The sequence below is a fragment of the Dorea sp. genome (assembly GCF_977044405.1).
In genome coordinates this window covers 1-19,544 of sequence record NZ_CDRRQK010000037.1, presented here as the reverse complement: position 1 = coordinate 19,544, position 19,544 = coordinate 1, and the positions used below count along the sequence as shown (strand labels likewise).

At 44.0% G+C, this 19,544-nt stretch carries 15 protein-coding genes and 2 pseudogenes; 9 read left to right on the top strand and 8 right to left on the bottom strand.

What is annotated here, in order from left to right; genetic code table 11:
* Positions 1–252, top strand: a pseudogene (locus ACWJAF_RS12950) (hypothetical protein); the annotation flags it as partial.
* Positions 253–274: 22 nt separating this feature from the next.
* Here ACWJAF_RS12950 and ACWJAF_RS12945 read toward each other — a convergent pair.
* Positions 275–391 (bottom strand): annotated as a pseudogene (locus ACWJAF_RS12945) (DUF6783 domain-containing protein); the annotation flags it as partial.
* On the opposite strand from ACWJAF_RS12945, the gene ACWJAF_RS12940 reads away from it, so the two are divergent.
* From ACWJAF_RS12940 to feoB, 7 genes are all read left to right on the top strand, one after another.
* Positions 359–430 carry a DUF6783 domain-containing protein gene (locus tag ACWJAF_RS12940; protein ID WP_448864483.1) on the top strand — a complete coding sequence of 24 codons (72 nt, stop codon included), beginning with the start codon at positions 359–361 and terminating at the stop codon, positions 428–430. The pseudogene ACWJAF_RS12945 and the gene ACWJAF_RS12940 overlap by 33 nt on opposite strands.
* Positions 431–714: 284 nt before the next feature.
* Positions 715–2,886, top strand: a complete 2,172-nt coding sequence (locus ACWJAF_RS12935) for a hypothetical protein (protein WP_448864481.1) — start codon at positions 715–717, stop codon at positions 2,884–2,886.
* A gap of 78 nt (positions 2,887–2,964) precedes the next feature.
* A complete protein-coding gene (locus ACWJAF_RS12930) occupies positions 2,965–5,148 on the top strand; it encodes an HlyD family efflux transporter periplasmic adaptor subunit (protein ID WP_448864479.1) in 2,184 nt (727 codons plus the stop codon).
* Between the two features lie 151 nt (positions 5,149–5,299).
* Positions 5,300–5,971, top strand: coding sequence for an ABC transporter ATP-binding protein (locus ACWJAF_RS12925; protein ID WP_448864477.1), 672 nt, complete (start codon positions 5,300–5,302; stop codon positions 5,969–5,971).
* Positions 5,968–7,149 (top strand): ABC transporter permease, encoded by a 1,182-nt coding sequence (locus ACWJAF_RS12920; protein ID WP_448864475.1) that lies wholly within the window; start codon positions 5,968–5,970, stop codon positions 7,147–7,149. Before ACWJAF_RS12925 ends, ACWJAF_RS12920 begins: the two co-directional genes overlap by 4 nt.
* 198 nt (positions 7,150–7,347) lie before the next feature.
* Entirely contained in the window at positions 7,348–8,388 is a 1,041-nt protein-coding gene (locus tag ACWJAF_RS12915) for an XdhC family protein (RefSeq protein WP_448864473.1), read from the top strand.
* 296 nt (positions 8,389–8,684) lie between these two features.
* Positions 8,685–11,027 (top strand): ferrous iron transport protein B, encoded by a 2,343-nt coding sequence (gene feoB / locus ACWJAF_RS12910; protein ID WP_448864471.1) that lies wholly within the window; start codon positions 8,685–8,687, stop codon positions 11,025–11,027.
* Between the two features lie 172 nt (positions 11,028–11,199).
* On the opposite strand, the gene ACWJAF_RS12905 is transcribed toward feoB, so the two are convergent.
* From ACWJAF_RS12905 to ACWJAF_RS12875, 7 genes are all read right to left on the bottom strand, one after another.
* On the bottom strand, positions 11,200–12,183 hold the full coding sequence (locus ACWJAF_RS12905) for a bile acid:sodium symporter family protein (protein WP_448864470.1): 984 nt from the start codon (positions 12,181–12,183) through the stop codon (positions 11,200–11,202).
* Positions 12,184–12,186: 3 nt separating this feature from the next.
* Positions 12,187–13,026 carry a pantoate--beta-alanine ligase gene (gene panC / locus ACWJAF_RS12900; RefSeq protein ID WP_448864468.1) on the bottom strand — a complete coding sequence of 280 codons (840 nt, stop codon included), beginning with the start codon at positions 13,024–13,026 and terminating at the stop codon, positions 12,187–12,189.
* Between the two features lie 104 nt (positions 13,027–13,130).
* Positions 13,131–13,523 carry an aspartate 1-decarboxylase gene (gene panD, locus ACWJAF_RS12895; protein ID WP_296033003.1) on the bottom strand — a complete coding sequence of 131 codons (393 nt, stop codon included), beginning with the start codon at positions 13,521–13,523 and terminating at the stop codon, positions 13,131–13,133.
* 408 nt (positions 13,524–13,931) lie between these two features.
* The gene (locus tag ACWJAF_RS12890) at positions 13,932–14,696 is read right to left on the bottom strand and encodes an acyl-CoA dehydratase activase (RefSeq protein WP_448864466.1); all 765 of its coding nucleotides are present in this window, start codon (positions 14,694–14,696) and stop codon (positions 13,932–13,934) included.
* A gap of 29 nt (positions 14,697–14,725) precedes the next feature.
* A complete protein-coding gene (locus ACWJAF_RS12885) occupies positions 14,726–14,986 on the bottom strand; it encodes a DUF3343 domain-containing protein (protein ID WP_448864464.1) in 261 nt (86 codons plus the stop codon).
* A 17-nt stretch (positions 14,987–15,003) separates the two neighbouring features.
* The gene (locus ACWJAF_RS12880; RefSeq protein WP_296032999.1) at positions 15,004–16,281 is read right to left on the bottom strand and encodes a double-cubane-cluster-containing anaerobic reductase; all 1,278 of its coding nucleotides are present in this window, start codon (positions 16,279–16,281) and stop codon (positions 15,004–15,006) included.
* A 186-nt stretch (positions 16,282–16,467) separates the two neighbouring features.
* Complete coding sequence (locus ACWJAF_RS12875) at positions 16,468–17,622, bottom strand: aminotransferase class V-fold PLP-dependent enzyme (RefSeq protein ID WP_448864462.1); 1,155 nt, start codon at positions 17,620–17,622, stop codon at positions 16,468–16,470.
* Positions 17,623–17,915: 293 nt separating this feature from the next.
* Between ACWJAF_RS12875 and ACWJAF_RS12870 the strand changes: the two genes are divergently transcribed.
* Positions 17,916–19,067, top strand: coding sequence for a double-cubane-cluster-containing anaerobic reductase (locus ACWJAF_RS12870; protein WP_448864460.1), 1,152 nt, complete (start codon positions 17,916–17,918; stop codon positions 19,065–19,067).
* Positions 19,068–19,544 lie beyond the last annotated feature (477 nt).

Here is a 19,544-nt window from a genome sequence, read left to right as displayed (position 1 = left end):
CTGGCTGATTTTTTAAGCAGAAACCGAACGGAGGCGAAAAAGGTGAGTATATATGAATACGATGAAGAAAAACATCTCCGGATGGAACGGGAACAATCTTATGCTGATGGATTAGAGCAAGGAATTGTGCAAGAACAATATCGGATGGCACAAGAGATGTATAAAAAGGGCTTTCCTTTGGAGCAGATCAGCGAATTAATCGGAGTAGATAAGGAGCAGATTGAACAGTGGTGTAAAGAAAATAAAAAATAATGTATACATCTATAGTGGACTATTAGCAGTCTATTATCGATGGGCTAGAGCGTGTCTGAAAAATGATTTCTGCAAGATATATGTCACAATTTGTGGGAGATTTTGTCTGAATGAGGACGGCGTAGCGGGCTACGTCAACCGAATGAAGGCAAAATATACCGCAAAGTGGGGCATATAGATTGTAGGAATGATTTTTCAAACACGCTCTAGTAACAAAAAAGGTGTTCTTTCTTCAATAACAAGAAGAAAAAACACCTTTTTGTGTCCGGGTAAGCCGTATGCTGATTGAAAAATTTATATCCCTGACCACAACACCAGCATTTTTCAGGACACAGAAAAGTCACAATTTACCTGAAATCCTTTTAACTACATTTTAAGTTCACCGGGTATACTTTGAGACATCAAAGAACAACAAACATATGAAAGCAGATAAATGCAGATAAATGAAAGGATTGATAGAGTATGAAAAAAAATCATGTGGCAGTAGTAGTAGGTCTGGCAATGAGTGCTTCTTTACTGAGTGGATGTGGATCGAGTCAGTCAAGTTCATCAACGGATACTGGAACAATCTACGGAGAAGTAAGTGAAGTAAGTGATGATGGAATTACGATAGAAGTTGGAACAATGAAAGATAACGGACAGGGACAGCCGGGAGAAAAGCCAGCGGATGATCAGTCGTCAGATAGTAATTCTACAGATGACAAGTCGACGGAAAATAATTCTACAGATGGAAGTACAGCAGATAGTGCATCGACAGACGACAGTAAGAGTTCATCAGACAGCAACGATTCAACAAAGTCTTCGGATTCGAAACAGGACGATGGAGAAGCCCCGTCTATGTTAGATAAGACTGGTGAGGAGAAGGAAATTACAGTAAGTTCAGATACAGAGATCACCAAAGAAAGTCAGGGAGGTCCTGGTCAGGGTGGCCCTGGACAGGGAGGTGGAGCAACGTCGGGCGAAGCGCCATCAGGTGAGGCACCATCCGGAGATGATTCTAACGGACAGCCACCGGAGAAACCTGGAGATAACAATTCATCCAGTGACAGCAGTAAATCAGATGACAGCAACTCATCCAGCGACAGCAGTGATTCATCAGACAGTAATAAATCATCGAACGAGCAGCCGCCGGAGAAACCATCCGGAGATGATAACAATGCCGATAATAGTAAATCCGGTGATAACAGCTCAGAAGATATCAGCCTGTCAGACATTTCTGAAGGGGATATCGTATCGGTTACCTATGATGACGATGGAAATGTAGAGAAGATTACCGTCCTGATGTCAGCAAATGGTGGAATGGGAGGCGGCGGACAGCAGTCGCAGACTCCGGACAGCTATGAAGCAGTAACCGAATATACAGAAGATACAACAAAAAAGAATAAGACAGTAAGTTCAGAAGGAACCGATGAAAATGCAATCCATGCATACAACGGTGCAGAAGTAAGTTTAAGCAAATATAACATCACCCGTACTTCCGAAGACAGTCAGGGAGGCGATAATTCAAGCTTTTATGGTGTTGGTGCAGCAGTTCTGGAATCGGATGGAACCTTATATCTGAATGACAGTACCATTGAGACCGATTCGAAAGGAGCAGCCGGAATATTTGCCTATAATGACGGAACCGTGTATACAGCAGACACGGAGATCACCACAACCGAAGATACATCCGGTGGTATCCACGTAGCCGGGGGCGGTAAATTATATGCCTGGGATATGGATGTAGAGACAAGTGGTGAGTCATCCGCAGCAATCCGTAGTGACAGAGGCGGCGGAGAGATGGTTGTAAATGGTGGAACTTATACATCAAACGGAACAGGTTCACCGGCAATCTACAGTACAGCAGATATTGCGGTAAATAAAGCAGACCTTACAGCCAACGGATCCGAAGCAGTATGTATTGAGGGTCTGAACTCTGTACATCTTTTCAACAGTAACCTTACAGGAAATATGAGTGACAACGAACAGAATGACTGTACATGGAATGTAATTCTGTACCAGAGCATGTCAGGCGATTCAGAAGTCGGAAACAGTACATTTGAGATGGATGGCGGAACACTGACAGCTAAGAATGGCGGTATGTTCTATACTACAAATACAGAATCAACTATTACATTATCAGATGTAGATATCACTTATGCCGATGAGAATGATTTCTTCCTGAAATGTACAGGAAACAGCAACCAGAGAGGATGGGGAACATCCGGGGAAAATGGAGCAGATTGTCTGTTCACAGCAGTAAAACAGGATATGGAAGGTGATGTCGTATGGGACAGCATCAGTCAGCTTGATTTTTACATGACAGACGGAAGTACATTAAAGGGTGCAGTAGTCGATGATGAATCCAATGCAGGAAATGGTGGGGAAGGGTATTGCAACATGTACATCGAAAAAGGATCTACATGGACGGTTACCGGCGACAGTACATTAACAAGCCTTCAGAATGCAGGAACCATCGTAGATGAAAGCGGCAAGACAGTAACGATCAAGGGAACAGACGGCACTGTATATGTAGAAGGTGACAGTGAGTATACGGTAACAGTTGGATCTTATAAGACTTCAGCTGATGTATCCGGTGCTTCTAAGACTTCAAGCTGGTCAGATTACAAAGTAGACCGTCCGTCTAATCTGTAAAAAGTAGAATAGGAGTAGATCATGAAAAATCGGTTTCACAGATTAAAAGAAATATTTAGCAGTAAAATAAAGCCTAAAATGAAGAACAAAAAAGTATTCTGGGGCAGTATCGCAGGATGCGCAGGACTTGCAATCATTCTTGCAGGCGGATTTTTCCTCCAGGCAAAAGGAGCATCCAAGAATCAGACAGAGACAACGGTCCAGTCGGTAGAGGCAAAGACAGGAACCATCAGCACAACCGTAGAAGGAACCGGAAGTGTATCCAACGGAGCTGCTACAGATGTGGTGGTTCCGACTGGAATCAAAGTCAAAGAAGTTCTGGTAGAGAGCGGGGATACCGTAGAAGAAGGCCAGGTGCTGGCGACACTGGATGAGGCATCGATTGCCAGTGAACTTCTGGAAGTAAAGGAAAATATTGAGTCTGTGGAAGATGAGATTGATGATCTTTCCAGTGATGCACAGACAGAAGGAACAACAGAATACCTGCAGGCAAAAGTATTAAACGGAGAACTTACCGAGCTTCAGGAAGCGGAGACGACACTTACGGGTTTGTTAGAGACACAGACCATTACAGCAACATGTGCCGGAACCGTAAGTAGTGTAAATGTAGAGGCAGATACAGAGATTACAAAGAGTTCGGGAAGCAGCTCGTCAGGCAGCAGTACTTTGGGCAGCTCGTCAGGCAGTAGTTCATCTGGAAGTAGCTCTTCGGCTGCAGCAACCGGCATGAGTACAGCAGGCAGCAGTACTTCAGAAAGTTCTGACAGTTCAGAAACTACAACTTCTTCTGATAGTACATCAAGTACTAATACATCGGCCAGCGGAACATACAGTCTGATGTTTTTGAGCGCTTCAACCAGTGGAACAAGTGCATCGTCAGCAGACAGTACGACAGATACAACAGAAGTACAGTCTCAGAGTACAGATAGTAAGGCCGTATACGTATCAACTGAATCAGATACAACAGAAACATCAGATTCAGAAAAGATCACATCCGTAGATGTCAAGGTCACAGCTCCAAAGACAGGAGAAAAACCACAGACTACCATTACAGAGACGGATCAGTATGCAGGAACAATCAGCTGGAATTGTTCTACGGATACATTTGAAGCAGGAACGAGTTATACAGCAGATATCCGGCTGACGGCAAAAGATGGATATGTATTCTCTGCCAAGATCCTGCCGGAGATCAGCGGCGCAGATATAACAAGTGAAGTACTGGAAAATGACGCAGGACAGAGTGTCTTAAGAATCAAGGCAAAATTTACGAAGACCAGTGCAAAAGACAGCAATAATAATGGCAGCAATAATAATGGCAGTAGTAATGATACAGGAAGCAGCACAGGTAATAACGGAAACAGCACAGGTAATAACGGAAACAGCAGTAATGGAAATACGTCAAATAGTGGTACAGCCAGTGGAGCTATATCATCCGGGGGTGCATCATCCGGAAGTACATCCGGTGTAAATGAATCAGGAGCAACTGCAACAGGCGGAACAACAGGTGGAACAGCGTCGGGTTCATCAGAATCAGGCTCATCAGATTCTGGAAGTGCAGCAGGAAGCAGTGATTCTTCAGACAGTGTATCTACAGATGGAAGCAGCACATCTGCACAGTATAGTGCATATGAGACAGCAGCATTTTCCATAGCAAGCGATGAAAAAGCAACGGTATCGATCAATGTAGACGAGCTTGATATTACTTCGGTAAAAGAAGGACAGACAGCGAAGATTACATTGGATGCGATCGATGGAGAAGAATTCGAAGGTACGATCACAAGCGTATCGTCAGAGGCATCCAGCGGAAGCAGCAGTGCAAAATATCCGGTAGAGATCACATTTGATAAAACAGATGATATGCGTATCGGAATGACGGCATCTGCATCGATCAGTATTGATGAAGCAGAGGATGCAGTGTTAATCCCGGTAGATGCACTTCAGGAAAAAGGAAATAAAACATTTGTCTATACAGAAAAAGACAGCGACGGTAACTTAAGCGGAGAAGTAGAAGTCGAGACAGGACTTTCCAATGGAAATAAAGTCGAGATCACCAGTGGACTGAAATCCGGAGATACTGTATATTACCTGAAGACTACAAGCAGCGGAAGCAGTGATTCGCAACAGAATATGCAGGACATGGGAGGCGGCCCTGGAGGTAACGGAGAAGCCCCGTCCGGAGATATGGGCGACAATGGCGGCGGCCCTGGAGGTAATAGCGGAGAAGCCCCATCCGGCGGTCCTGGTGGAAGCAGTTCTAATTAAAATAATCTGGGAAAATGCGGGTTAGATCAGAGTGAAAGAGACTCTGGGAAAATGCAGGTTAGATCAGAGTGAAAGAGAATCTGGAAAAATGCAGATTAGATCAGAGTGAAAGAGAGTCTGACAAAATACAGGATATAGAACAGGAGCATATATGATTATATTAGAAGATGTATCAAAAGTATACGAGATTGGCGGCTGTGAAGTCCGGGCACTGGATCACGCCAGTATGCACATCCAGGAAGGCGAATTTGTCAGTATCATCGGACCGTCCGGAAGTGGAAAGTCTACGATGATGAACATTATCGGATGCCTGGATACAGCAGACAGTGGTCAGTACCGCCTGGATGGACAGCCGATTGAATCTTATTCTGAAAAAGAGCTGGCAAAGATACGGAATCAGAAGATCGGATTTATCTTTCAGAGCTTTAACCTGATTGGTAATCTGACAGCAGAAGAAAATGTGGAATTGCCACTCATTTACCAGAAGATACCAAAAAGTGAAAGAAAAGAACGGGTGGAGGCGGCACTGGAACGTGTCCGCCTTTCTGGCAGGAATAAGCACAAACCGGGAGAACTGTCCGGAGGGCAGCAGCAACGAGTAGCGATCGCAAGAGCTATCGCTTCAAAGCCGTCAATATTTCTTGCGGATGAACCGACAGGAAATCTGGATTCTGAGACTGGAAAAGAGATTATGTCATTGTTCCATGAACTGCATGAGCAAGGACATACGATTGTGCTGATCACACATGACGATTCGGTGGCAAGACAGGCGGCAAGAAGTATCCATATCTTAGACGGTAAGCTGTCGGAGGTGACATTATGATTAGACAGAGTATGAAAATGGCATGGAAATCCATTGTATCGAATAAGATGCGTTCCTTTCTGACTATGCTAGGGATTATCATCGGGGTGATGTCTCTGGTTGTGCTGGTGTCGATGGCCGGCGGAACCAGTGAATCTGTCAGCAATCAGATTGCAAGTATGGGAAGCAATATGCTGACGGTTACCATTAAGGATGATAAGGGCACACCGATGAAGCTGGAAGACGTAGAGAAGCTGACGAAGAAAAAGGCAATCTCAGAGGCTGCACCGGTGGCACAAAGCAGTGTGACAGCAGCAAGTACGTATTCCGATGAGACAGCGACCATCTATGGAACGACGGGAGCTTATGTAGACATTCAGGAGCTGGAACTGTATGCCGGACGATTCTTAAAGATGACAGATGTAGATAATCATACGAATGTAGCAGTGATCAATGCGGGACTTGCGATTAACGTAATGGGAAGAATGGATGTGGTCGGAGAGACAATCAGTCTGGACGGTGTAGATTATCAGATCATCGGAGTGCTCGCAGCAGATGATAGTGATACAACGACAACGGAAAATTACGAAGCTTATATACCGTACACATCCCTGATCCGTCTGACGGATGATGTGTCGTCGGATATTACAAGCTTCTGCGTATCGGCAGCCAGTGAAAACTCCATGGACGATGCGGAAGAAGCCCTGACCAATGCAATGATGGAATGGTTCGAACAGGATGAAGATGCATTTACCGTGATCAACCAGTCAACCGTCATGGAGACAATGGAAAGCGTGAATCAGACCATGCAGCTGATGCTTGGTGGTATCGCAGCAATTTCACTTTTGGTTGGTGGTATTGGTATTATGAACATCATGCTGGTATCTGTAACAGAAAGAACCAGGGAGATAGGTATCCGTAAAGCCATCGGGGCAGGACGTAGTGTGATCATGATGCAGTTTTTAATTGAAGCATTAATGCTGAGCCTGATTGGATGTGGACTTGGAATTTTATTCTCATGGATTACAATCCTGATCATATCGAACGTCGGGGATGCGGATGTGATATATCAGATGTCGATGAATGTGGTGTGGATCGCGGTGGCGTTCTCGGTATTTATTGGTGTGGTATTTGGTATTTATCCGGCGAATAAGGCGGCCAAGAAGAAGCCGGTGGATGCGCTGAGGTATACGGGGTAGATTGTTGGTGTTTCATGCACTAGGTGGTCAGATCCCCAATTCCGACCAAAGCAGCACCCTGTGAGATTAGATGATCTCTGAATTCTTTCGTGGGATTCATAAAAATCCCTCCTTTCAGAACATTTCCGTTCATTGACTTATTTTACAATCAATTTTACAATAGAATGCAGAAGAAAGATAGTAGGAAAGGAAACTATTATGGGACGTATGATAATGGAATTGATGGAAGTAATTCAGGAAAGTGAAGGCCGGGCGGAACGGATGGTACTTACGGTTCTGGAAGGGGAAGCGGTGTCGGAGAAGGCATTGATTATAAATGGTGAAATTGTCTGGGAAAGCAGGAAAGACGGATACTTCCGCAGACATGAAGCGGACGTGAAAAATGTTACGGAAAGCGGTATTGTGACATTTGATAGTGTAAGAATTTTTTGTGATACATTGGGACAGGAGAAGCGGATCGTCATCTGCGGCGCAGGGCATGTGTCGATTCCTGTGATTAAGATTGCGGTAATGATGGACTGTGAAGTGATCGTACTGGAAGACCGGCCGATGTATGCGGATCACGCAAGACAGGCGGGAGCATCGCAGGTGATCTGTGAGCCATTTGATGAGGCACTTGATAAGATTGAGGGAAGTGCGGATACATATTTTGTAATCCTGACAAGGGGACACAGATATGATCAGATTTGTCTGGAAAAGATTGCACAGAAAGAACATGCTTACATCGGTATGATCGGAAGCCGTAGAAGAACAGCACTGGTAAAACAGAGTCTGGCAGAAAAAGGGATTGATAAAGCGGTACTGGATGCGGTTTATACACCGATTGGTCTGGATATCGGGGCGCAGACACCGGCAGAAATCGGGGTTGCGATTATTGCGGAGATTATCGAAGTAAAGAACAAAAAGAAACGGACTTACGGATATTCCAAAGAGATTATGAGAGCGTTGACTGCACCGGATGTATATCCGCAGCAAAAGATAATGGCTACGATTGTCACAAGGCACGGATCGGCGCCACAGGGGCTTGGTACCAAGATGCTGATCTGTCAGGATGGACAATGTGTGGGAACGATCGGTGGCGGCTGCATGGAAGCAAGAGTTATCCAGATTGCCCGCCTGATGGCATCAGGAGAAAACGAACAGCCAAGGATCTGTCATGTGGATATGACAGGAAATGAAGCGGAAGATGAAGGCATGGTCTGTGGTGGAGAGGTTGATGTATTTCTGGAAGTCGTCTAGAGTATGTCTTAAGAAGACCAGAAGCTATTATGCGAAAAGCAATATGACGGCAGCCGCAGACCAGGTGGAGAATAGCGCCCAGCAAACAGTAACGAGGTAATGTCGGTTAATGTCTGGGAGTGTTGACAAAAGTTATCAATAAGTCTATACTAACCTTACACTTGAGAAAAATTATCATAAACAGATAAACGTGAAGTATCAAAATATTTATAAAAATCTGTTAGCAGCAGGACACAAAAGCAGCGGATTCTGCAGATGATAATACACATAGATAAAAGGAAAAGGGAGTACAGACGATGACATTAAAAGATTTGCCAATTGGTAAAAGTGCAACGCTTGCGGCCGTAGGCGGTGAAGGGGCGTTAAGACAGCACTTTCTGGATATGGGGCTGATTCCCGGAGCAGATGTTACCATGGTAAAATATGCTCCGATGGGAGATCCGGTGGAACTGCGGATCCACAGCTATGAACTGACACTTAGACTTGCGGATGCAGATAAGATAGAGATTACGGATGTCCGGGATGAAATCAAAGTATCGGATCAGATCCTGAAAGAGAAGATTGAACATCCGGGACTTGGAGAAGGTGGAAGATACCATGAAAAGGCGGATGAGAATCCACTTCCTGAAGGGACGACACTGACATTTGCCCTGGCAGGAAATCAGAACTGTGGTAAGACGACACTTTTTAACCAGCTGACAGGAGCGAACCAGCATGTTGGAAACTTCCCGGGAGTAACCGTAGACAGAAAAGATGGAGTGATAAAGGGGCACAGCGATACGTTGGTAACAGACCTTCCTGGAATCTATTCCATGTCGCCTTATTCCAGTGAAGAGATTGTAACAAGAAATTTTGTGTTAAATGAACATCCAAAGGGAATCATCAATATTGTGGATGCAACCAATATTGAACGAAACCTGTACCTGACCATGCAGTTGATGGAACTGGATGTTCCGATGGTTCTCGCACTGAACATGATGGATGAGGTAAGGGATAACGGTGGTTCGATCCTGGTAAATGAGATGGAGAAAGCACTGGGGATTCCTGTTATTCCAATCTCGGCTGCGAAGAATGAAGGAATTGAAGAGCTTATTGAGCATGCAGTACATGTGGCAAAATATCAGGAAAGTCCGGGAAGGCAGGATTTTTGTAATGCAGACGATCATGGCGGTGCGGTACACAGATGTCTGCACGGAATTATGCATCTGATCGAGGATCATGCAAAAGAAGCGGATATTCCGGTAAGATTTGCAGCGTGCAAATTAGCAGAAGGCGACGAACTGATCTTAAAGCAGCTTAAGCTGGATGAAAATGAAAAACAGCTTCTGGAACATATTATAAAACAGATGGAGACAGAACGCGGGCTTGACCGGGCAGCCGCAATCGCAGATATGCGTTTTACATTTATTGAAAAGATCTGTAATGCAACTGTCGTAAAGCCAAAAGAGAGCAAAGAACATCTGCGCAGTATGAAGATGGACAAAGTACTGACGGGAAAATATACCGCAATCCCTTGCTTCGTCGGAATTATGGCAGCGGTATTCTGGCTTACATTCAATGTGATTGGAGCAGCATTGTCGGATATTCTGGATAATGGAATCTCATTATTGACGGATTATGTAGATCAGGCATTGACGGGCTGGCATGTTAATGAAGTCCTGCATTCCCTGGTGATCAACGGTATCTTCAATGGCGTGGGAAGTGTGCTTAGTTTCCTTCCTGTTATTGTTACACTGTTTTTCTTCCTGTCGATTCTGGAAGACAGTGGATATATGGCAAGAGTTGCATTTGTGATGGATAAGCTGCTAAGAAAGATTGGTCTGTCAGGAAGAAGTATTGTTCCTATGCTGGTAGGATTTGGATGTACGGTTCCGGGAGTTATGGCGAGCAGAACACTGCCGTCAGAACGAGACCGTAAGATGACGATTCTTCTGACGCCGTTTATGAGCTGTTCAGCGAAGCTTCCAATCTATGCGTTTTTTACAGCTGCATTTTTCCCGAAGAGGGGCGCAGTCATCATGGTAGCGTTGTATTTTGGCGGTATTTTGATGGGAATTCTGATGGCACTTTTACTGCGGGGAACGATGTTCAAAGGAGAGGCAGTACCATTCGTTATGGAACTTCCGAATTACCGTATGCCGGGAGCAAAGAACGTAGGACAGCTTCTGTGGGAGAAGGCGAAAGATTTCTTACAGAGAGCTTTTACTGTTATCTTTTTTGCAACGATCATTATCTGGTTCCTTCAGACATTTAACTTGCGTATGAATGTAGTAGCTGATTCCAAAGACAGTATTCTGGCAGTGGCAGCCGGAATTATTGCACCGGTCTTCCTGCCGCTTGGATTCGGTAACTGGAAGATATCAACGGCGCTGATCACGGGATTCATGGCAAAGGAAAGCGTGGTCTCTACACTTTCGGTACTCTTTGGAAGTACAGCGGAATTGACAGGAGCAATTACCCCGGTAGCGGCGGCAAGTCTTCTGGTGTTCTGCCTTTTGTATACACCGTGTGTTGCGGCGATTGCGTCGATTAAGAGAGAACTTGGTGCAAAATGGGCAGTGTATGTAGTGATTGGGCAGTGTGCAGTTGCGTGGATTGCGGCATTTATCGTACATCTGATTGGTACATTGGTGATGTAAAATAAAAAAATCCTGTGGATAGAAATCATATTTTCTAACCACAGGATTTTTTTTATGTATTCGTAAGAACTTGTCAAAGACTGGTTCTTTGTATATTAAATATTCCCCTTTTTATGACATTTTTCGTCATAGATTCAATACTGCCAATGCCAGATGATTTTCATAAGGCATATTAAACAACATGTTCCGTTTCTGCTACAGGCTCAACATTTTTACATCTTCCGCTGCGTCTCAGGCTTGCGAATAAAGAACCTGAGATATTGTGCCATACACTGAAGATTGCTCCCGGCAGAGTGGCAAATGGATTGGCTGCAAAGTTGGCAGTGGCAAGTGTGATTGCAAGACCACTGTTCTGCATACCGACTTCGATTGCAAGTGCGGTTGCCTTGTCATATTCCACATGGAAGAGGCGTCCGGCAAGCAGTCCGAGTCCCATACCCGCAAGGTTATGAAGGATAACGATACAAAGTACGAGGAATCCGGATGTAATAATCTTTTCTGCATTTACTGCGACAATTCCGCTGATGATCATGACGATTGATACGACGGAGATCAGTGGAAGGATGCCAGATAATTTTTCAATCTGTCTGCCGATCAGTCTTCTGAGAAGAATGCCAAGCAGAACAGGGATCAGTACGACCTTTACGACTGAGATTACCATTCCAAAGAATGATACCTGCACCCATGCACCGGCGAGTAAATATACCAGAAGCGGTGTCATAACCGGCGCAGCCAGAGTAGACGTGATCGTCATACCAACGGAAAGTGCAACGTCACCACCGGCAATATAAGTGATTACATTACTGGCAGTACCACCGGGACAGCATCCGACCAGAATCACACCAAGTGCAATATCTGTTGGCAGATGCAGGAGGACGGAAAGCCCCCATGCGATCAGTGGCATGATGGTATATTGTGCGACAAATCCGATAATAATCTCTTTTGGCCGGGTAAATACCACTTTAAAATCTCCGATATGAATGGTCAGTCCCATGCCGAACATGGCCACACCAAGGAAAATAGAAGTATAATTCGTAGTCCATGCAAATCCGTCACGCCAGAAGAAGGCGATGATAGAAAAGCAGATAATAATAATTCCAATATATTTTGTAAGAACAGAGCTGATCCGTGATAATAATTTTGTGAACTGCTCCATATATTATACCTCGTAACTGAAATTGTCGATAAGTCTTGTCTTTCCGATGTAGACTGCCATAGCGACCAGAACATCAGCATTTACAGAGTCAACAGGCTGCATGGTAAGTGCATCGACCATGGATACGTAATCAATACGTGCCAGTGGTTCCTCATTTATGATCTCACACATCGGTTCTAATACTTTAGATGCGGCGATACCGTTCTGGATCAGTTCCTGACCTTTTTTCACAGCTTTTGAAAGGCAGAGTGCAGCCTTACGTTCTTCGGCGCTTAAGTAAGTGTTGCGGGAAGATTTTGCAAGTCCGTCTTCTTCACGTACGATCGGGCATCCGACAATCTGGATATCAAAGTTCAGATCCAGAACCATTTTACGGATGATAGCAAGCTGCTGTGCATCTTTCTGTCCGAAGTAAGCACGGTCTGGTTTTACGATGTTGAATAACTTCGATACAACGGTACATACACCTTTGAAATGGATCGGACGTGTCTTACCACACAGAGTATCTGATAAAGTATCGATACTGACAAATGCGTGTGGATCGTGATACATTTCTTCCGGTGCCGGGCAGAAGATCAGGTCAGCACCGATGCTTTCACACAGTGCACTGTCGCGGTCAAAGTCTCTTGGATAAGCTTCCAGATCTTCATTTGGTCCAAACTGTGTCGGGTTAACGAAATCAGATACAACAACGATATCATTTTCCTCACGGCAGCGGCGGATCAGGCTTGCATGACCTTCATGGAGATATCCCATGGTTGGGACAAGTCCGATGGTCTTACCTTCTTTTTTCCAGTTATTTACGAGTTCTCTTGTTTTTTCAATTGTGTTTGTTACCTGCATTGGTATTCTCCTTTATTCTTTAAGATTCGGAGAGTTCTCTTCTGAATACACTGTGATCTCAAGTGATTACATGTGAAAATGTCTGATAATAATGTCTTATCTTCTTATTCCATGTCTTTTAACAGTCCGTGACGTTCATAATTGGTCACACGGCTTACCTTGTTCTCCTCATCTACGAATACAACCGCAGGTTTGTGTTTTTTTGCTTCATCTGGCGTATACTGTCCATATGCCATGATGATAATCTTATCTCCGGTACTGACGCATCTTGCAGCAGCTCCATTTAAGCAGATCATTCCGCTTCCACGCTGTCCACTGATGGTGTACGTTTCGAAACGGCTGCCGTTGTTCACATCAACGATCTGGACTTTCTCATATTCAAGAATTCCAGCAGCCTCCAGTAATGCTTCATCCACCGTAATACTTCCTACATAATCAAGCTCTGCCTGAACGACAGTAGCGCGGTGGATCTTTCCTTTTAATAATTCAAGTGTCATCTCATATATCCTTTCCTTTTAAGGAAAGACTTCAGTTAGAAAAATTCTGGTACTGAGTCTTATTTCCTAAAAATATAAGCTCATTTTTTGTAATATGCCGTCATGCAGATAATCGTACTTGGACGAATTTCGACAGGACGGTGTTCATTGATTCTAAATGTTCATTTATGAGATTCCAGTGATTCAGTTCTGAGTATGGTTCTGCCCTGGGCAGATACCGTCTCCGTCGCTAATTATAAAAAAATAGGGAAAAGATGTCAATTGATGTATGCAGAAAAATAATGAATATAAACCATTGGAGATTTTTTTGATGAGAGATTGAAAAAGCAATTTATCAGGGAAAATACAGAAAAGTTGCCACCTGCATGACCTGCAACTGGCAACTTTTCTTGCATATTTTGGTTATAATTATCTCTTTTTCTTTTCTTTCGCAAGAAGTGCAGCCCCAAGGGCACCTGCGTATCTGCCATGCTCCGTAGGGTCAACTGTCTGGCCTAGCTTCTGCGACAGAATCTTTGTAAAGTAGGTACTGTTACTGAGTCCGCCGGTCAGGATGACCTTATCCGGAAGATTCTTCTTCATGGCAAGCTGTGCCACTTTATTCGCAACAGAGTCCACAACTCCGGCAGCAATATCTTCCCGTTTCTGTCCTTCACCGATGTAGTTGATGACTTCAGATTCGGCAAATACGGTACATAAGGAGCTGATTGGAAGAACAGTTCCGGCATCGGCCATATCAAAGAGCTCCTGCAAGGTAACACCTAAGCGGTTTGCCATGATCTCTAAGAATTTACCGGTTCCGGCAGAACACTTATCATTCATTTGGAAATCTTGTACCATACCGCCGGATACAAGGATGATCTTCGTATCCTGTCCACCAACGTCAATAATCGCACATTCGTCGCCGGCCATCTCACGGCCGCCTCTTGCGTGGCAGGTGATCTCGGTAATCACATGATCAGCAAAATCTACAGCAACACGGCCATATCCGGTTGCAACAACTTTCGAATCATTAGACAGTACATCGACATTGTCATTAAGTAAACGGTCCTTAATCGTCTGACAGGTCTCTTTGCTGCTCCATCCGGTTGGCAGTACGAAATGTATGTCGTGATCTCCTTTCACAACGACTTTGGATGCCGTAGATCCGATATCAATTCCAATATAATCCATAATTAAATTTCCTCACTTAATAATAGTTTTTAACAATATTTATCCCGTCTCGGGTTGATGTCCCGCTCGATGGCGGCGATTTTTAAAATCTCTATATGATTCTCGTCAATATACGTCTGGATCATGTCCAGATCTTCTTCTTTGACAAGCAGTGAGATTCCGCAGCACTTACTGGCTACACGCGGAGTAGGAGCAATCGTAGTCTTGATTCCGGCTTCCTTCAATATCCCGTACAGACGCATCCCGTTGTCGTGATTGGGAAATAATACATAATGTTGTATCTTTTGCATGATCATTACCTCAGTATTTATTTGTTATCTAACATTTCGATAAATGCACTGATTCTTGTACGAAGCTGTCCTGCATCGCTGTCAGTGTAATCGGTCTCGATTCCAAGAACAGGGATTCCGGATTCTTTCAGAGCCTTTTCTACGAAATATCCTTCTGTATCATACAGGTTACAGAACTTCAGGTTTACATCGATAATACCGTCAACCTTGTATTCTTTCGCAAGACGTAAGATATCATCAATACGGCCTTCGTTCGGTGTAAAGCATGCACAGTTGATCTTCATGTATCTTTCAGCAAGAGCCATGTACTGGTCTTCCAGAGTGGTCTTGCTTTCGTCAACAAGATTTTCAAAATATCTGGTTCCGGTACACATTTCTTCACAGACGATTGCTGCACCACTGGTCTCTACAATATTATGAAGCTTCCAGTTTGGAATTGCAAGAGGAGTACCGGTTAACATGATACGTTTGGTTCCGGCAGGGACAACGCTTACGCCGTCTTTGACTCTCTGGTCTAATTCATCACATAATTTATTCGTCATCTGTGTGAATCTTGCAGGATCGTCATAGAATGCAATCTGTGAGATCAGGAGCACATCACATCCGCTGATCGGAAGGTTCTCATTCTTACGGAGATTATAGAGACGCTCCAGGGCTTTACGCTTGTTGTTGATTAATTTAATGCTTTCGGCCAGTTTTTCGGAAGTTACTTCATTGCCGGTAAATTCTTCGACTACATTTTTAAATGTTTCGATTTCTTCCGCCCATGCTTTGATGTCTTTGGCACGTTTCATCTGTGGAAGGTCCATTACATGTAACGGTACATCTTTGGAAAGAATCTCCCATGCTTTCTTCTTACCATCGCAGGTTGTCTCCCCGATGAACATATCTGCGATACGGAAGAATGGACAGGTACGGTCAAGACGGGCACCAACGGATGCCTTGATCAGTGGACAGGTATTAGCCGGAAGAACTTTCTCTCCGCCAGGAACCCAGAACTGGGAACCACCGCACAATCCAGTTGCAATCGCATCTGCTGCAAATACGATCTCATCCGGTACATAGACACAGAATGTGCCGAATACCTTGCCGCCCTTTTTCTGATGTTCGATCAGCTCTGCAGGGCGGATACCGTGAATATCGGCAACGACCATATTATAATAATCCATAGAATCCGGACGGTTCTCCTGCGATAAAAAGACATCCCCAAATGCCTGTGGCAGTACCGCACAAAGCTGGTCGTGCAGTTCTACATCCATACCAAGTTCTTCCCACATTTTACGATAATCAGCCATATTAAAATACCTCCTTGTTGTGTTGATGTACCCGCAGGCTTTGATATAAAAAAGTCCGGGAGTACACGCTATTGATCCGATTATATCGATAAGATAACCGTAACACTTTTGGGAGGAATGGACAATGCATACCCGTGGAATTGGTTATAGATAATTCACAAGTTCAATAGAATATATCTATAAACTCTATACTGAGAACAATTCTCGTAATCCGGCTATACAGTGGTCAATCTCTTCTATGGTATTAAAATGGCTGAATGCGAACCGGACAGTCCCCTGAGGCATGGTATGCAGAGCCTGATGTGCCATCGGAGCGCAGTGAAGTCCGACTCTTGTCATGATTCCATAATCCTGTTCCAGGGCAAATGCAATCTGGGCATTGTCATATTCCGGAAAATCCAAAGATACAACAGAAAGGCGGTCCTGAAGTGTCTTCTTTCCGGCAATATGTGCCTGCGGGATTGCCTGTATATTTTCGAGAAAATGTCTTGTAAGATCCATTTTCTTCTGATGGATGGCAGGAATTCCGGTTTCTTCCAGATAGGTCAGTGCAGCATGAAGTCCGATGATACCCGGAAGATTCAGCGTGCCGCTTTCATACTTGTCTGGCAGATGGTCCGGCATCAGAAGAGAGTCGGATTGGCTTCCGGTTCCACCTGCAATCAGGGGAGTCAGATCGTGATTCAGCGCCTCGGAGACTAAAAAGCCACCAATTCCCTGAGGTCCAAGAAGTCCCTTGTGTCCGGTAAATGCAAGAAAGTCAATATTACATTTTTGCATATCAATATCGACAGAACCGGCACTCTGGGCAGTATCTACAGCAAAAAAGAGATGATGCCGCCTGCATATATCGCCGATTTCCCGGATTGGAAGGATTGTTCCGCAGACGTTAGAAGCATGGAGCATGATGACTGCTTTGGTGTTGTGCCGGATCAGTTTTGTGACAGATTCCGGGTGTGTTGTGCCGTCCGTTTCGGCAGGAATCATTGTGTAATGGATGTTTTGCAAAGTAAGCTGTTCAAGTGGGCGCATTACTGCATTATGTTCCAGGCTGCTGACCAGTACATGGTCTCCGGGTTTTAACAGTCCCTTGATCAGATAGTTAAGGGAATAAGTAATCCCAGGCGTAAAGACGACGCATCTGGAATCCGGTGCATGAAAAAGCTTTGCAAGCTGCATACGGGTCAGAAGCACCTGGCTTTCCAGTTCATAGGCACCTTCGTAATTCCCCCTGTTGATATTGAAAGCACCGGACTCTAACAGTTTAGACATAGAGGAAGCAACACCCGGAGCCTTTGGCCAGGAAGTGCTGCCGTTGTCAAAATATATTTTTTGTTCCATAGAAAAACCTCCGTGATGGTGAGATATAGCCGGGGAGACTTTTGGAATATGTGTTGCGATGGACTTAAGCATAAAAAGACTCGGACGGCATATTGATATGAGTATTGTAACAGATTTTATATCAGAGTGAGACTGAAAAAAGCATAAAAAAAACAAATAGATTATATAGAAAAGAGTGATAAGATAGCACGACTTATCAATATTTCCTATTATATAAAAAATAAGATAGGTGGTATGATAGTCATATGAGAAAAATTTATCAAAATATAAAGTGTACGGAGGTATAAAAAACAATGGAATTAATTAAAAATCTTCCAGAGGTATTCGAAGAATTTGCAGAACAGCGTCAGAAATCATTTCTGGCAATGAAGGGATTAAAAGATCAGGGAGTTCCGGTTGTGGGTGCGTATTGTACATATTTCCCGGCAGAGATCGCAAGAGCAATGGGGGCAGTTACCGTCGGATTATGTTCGGTATCAGATGAGACCATTCCGGATGCAGAGAAAGATCTGCCAAAGAACTTATGTCCATTGATCAAATCAAGCTACGGATTCGCTAAGACTGACAAATGTCCATTCTTCTATTTTTCAGATGTAGTAGTTGGGGAAACTACATGCGACGGAAAGAAAAAAATGTATGAATATATGTCAGAATTTAAAGATGTATTCGTAATGGAACTTCCTAATACACAGAGCGAGATGGCACTGCAGTTATGGAAGAGTGAGCTGATCCGCTTCAAAGAATATCTGGAGAAGAAATTCGGTGTAGAAATCACAGACGAAGCAGTATTAGAAGCTGTAAAAGAAGAAAATAAAGTACGAAAAGCCATGAAAGATCTGTATCATGTAATGGCACTTGATCCAGCACCGATCAAAGGTGGAGATCTGTTCAAAGTATTATACGGAAGCGGATTCAAATTCGACCGTAAGGCGATTCCAGCAGAGATTGAAGCCATGAAAGAGAAGATTGAAAAAGAATATGCCGAAGGAAAGAGACTGGATAAGATGCCGCGTATCCTGATCACAGGATGTCCGATCGGCGGCGCAACTGAAAAAGTAATCCGTGCGGTAGAAGATAATGGTGGAGTTGTAGTAGCATTTGAAAACTGTAACGGAGCAAAATCATTTGACAAATTAGTAGATGAAGAGAATCCTGATGTATATGATGCACTGGCAAGACGTTATCTGAACATCGGATGCTCCGTTATGACACCAAATCCGAACAGACTGGATCTTTTGGACCGTCTGATCGACGAGTTCAAAATAGACGGTGTCGTAGAGATGACACTTCAGGCTTGCCATACATATAATGTAGAGTCACTTGCAATCCGTAAGTTTGTGAATGAGAAGAAAGGAATTCCGTATATTAATGTGGAGACGGATTATTCACAGGCAGATATTGGGCAGTTGAATACACGAATTGCTGCGTTTATTGAGATGTTATAGGTGTTTAATGTTACTATTTCATTGTGGCCTCTCGGTCCATGAGAAAGTGTATGAAATAGTTGGAGGCGTAACCGTGGTAACTTCCCCCGGTAATATCATAAAAGAGCCACCAGGGACACTAAAAAAGCCAGAAATTCACGTCCCCGTGGCTCTTCGTAATCAGATTATCTATGAAAAACGTAATAAACGTAGCATTTTTTGTTTTTCGCTATTTTAGAATATCACATGGACACGAAAAGTATTGCTTTTAATAAAACTTCCGGGGTAAGCATCCTCGGTTACGCCCTTCGTTTGATACATTAAGTATCGCCTTCCAGTCACGACTTGCGTATGCCTTGGTATAAGGGCTAGGTAGCATTCGGAATGAGGCTTAGAAGTAGTTAGAGAGTCTGGATTCCCGTTAACAGAAAGCAAATCCACTGTTTGAGACGAACGTCGAGTTTGGGTTTGCTTTCTGTTGCTTTTAGGGAATTCAGG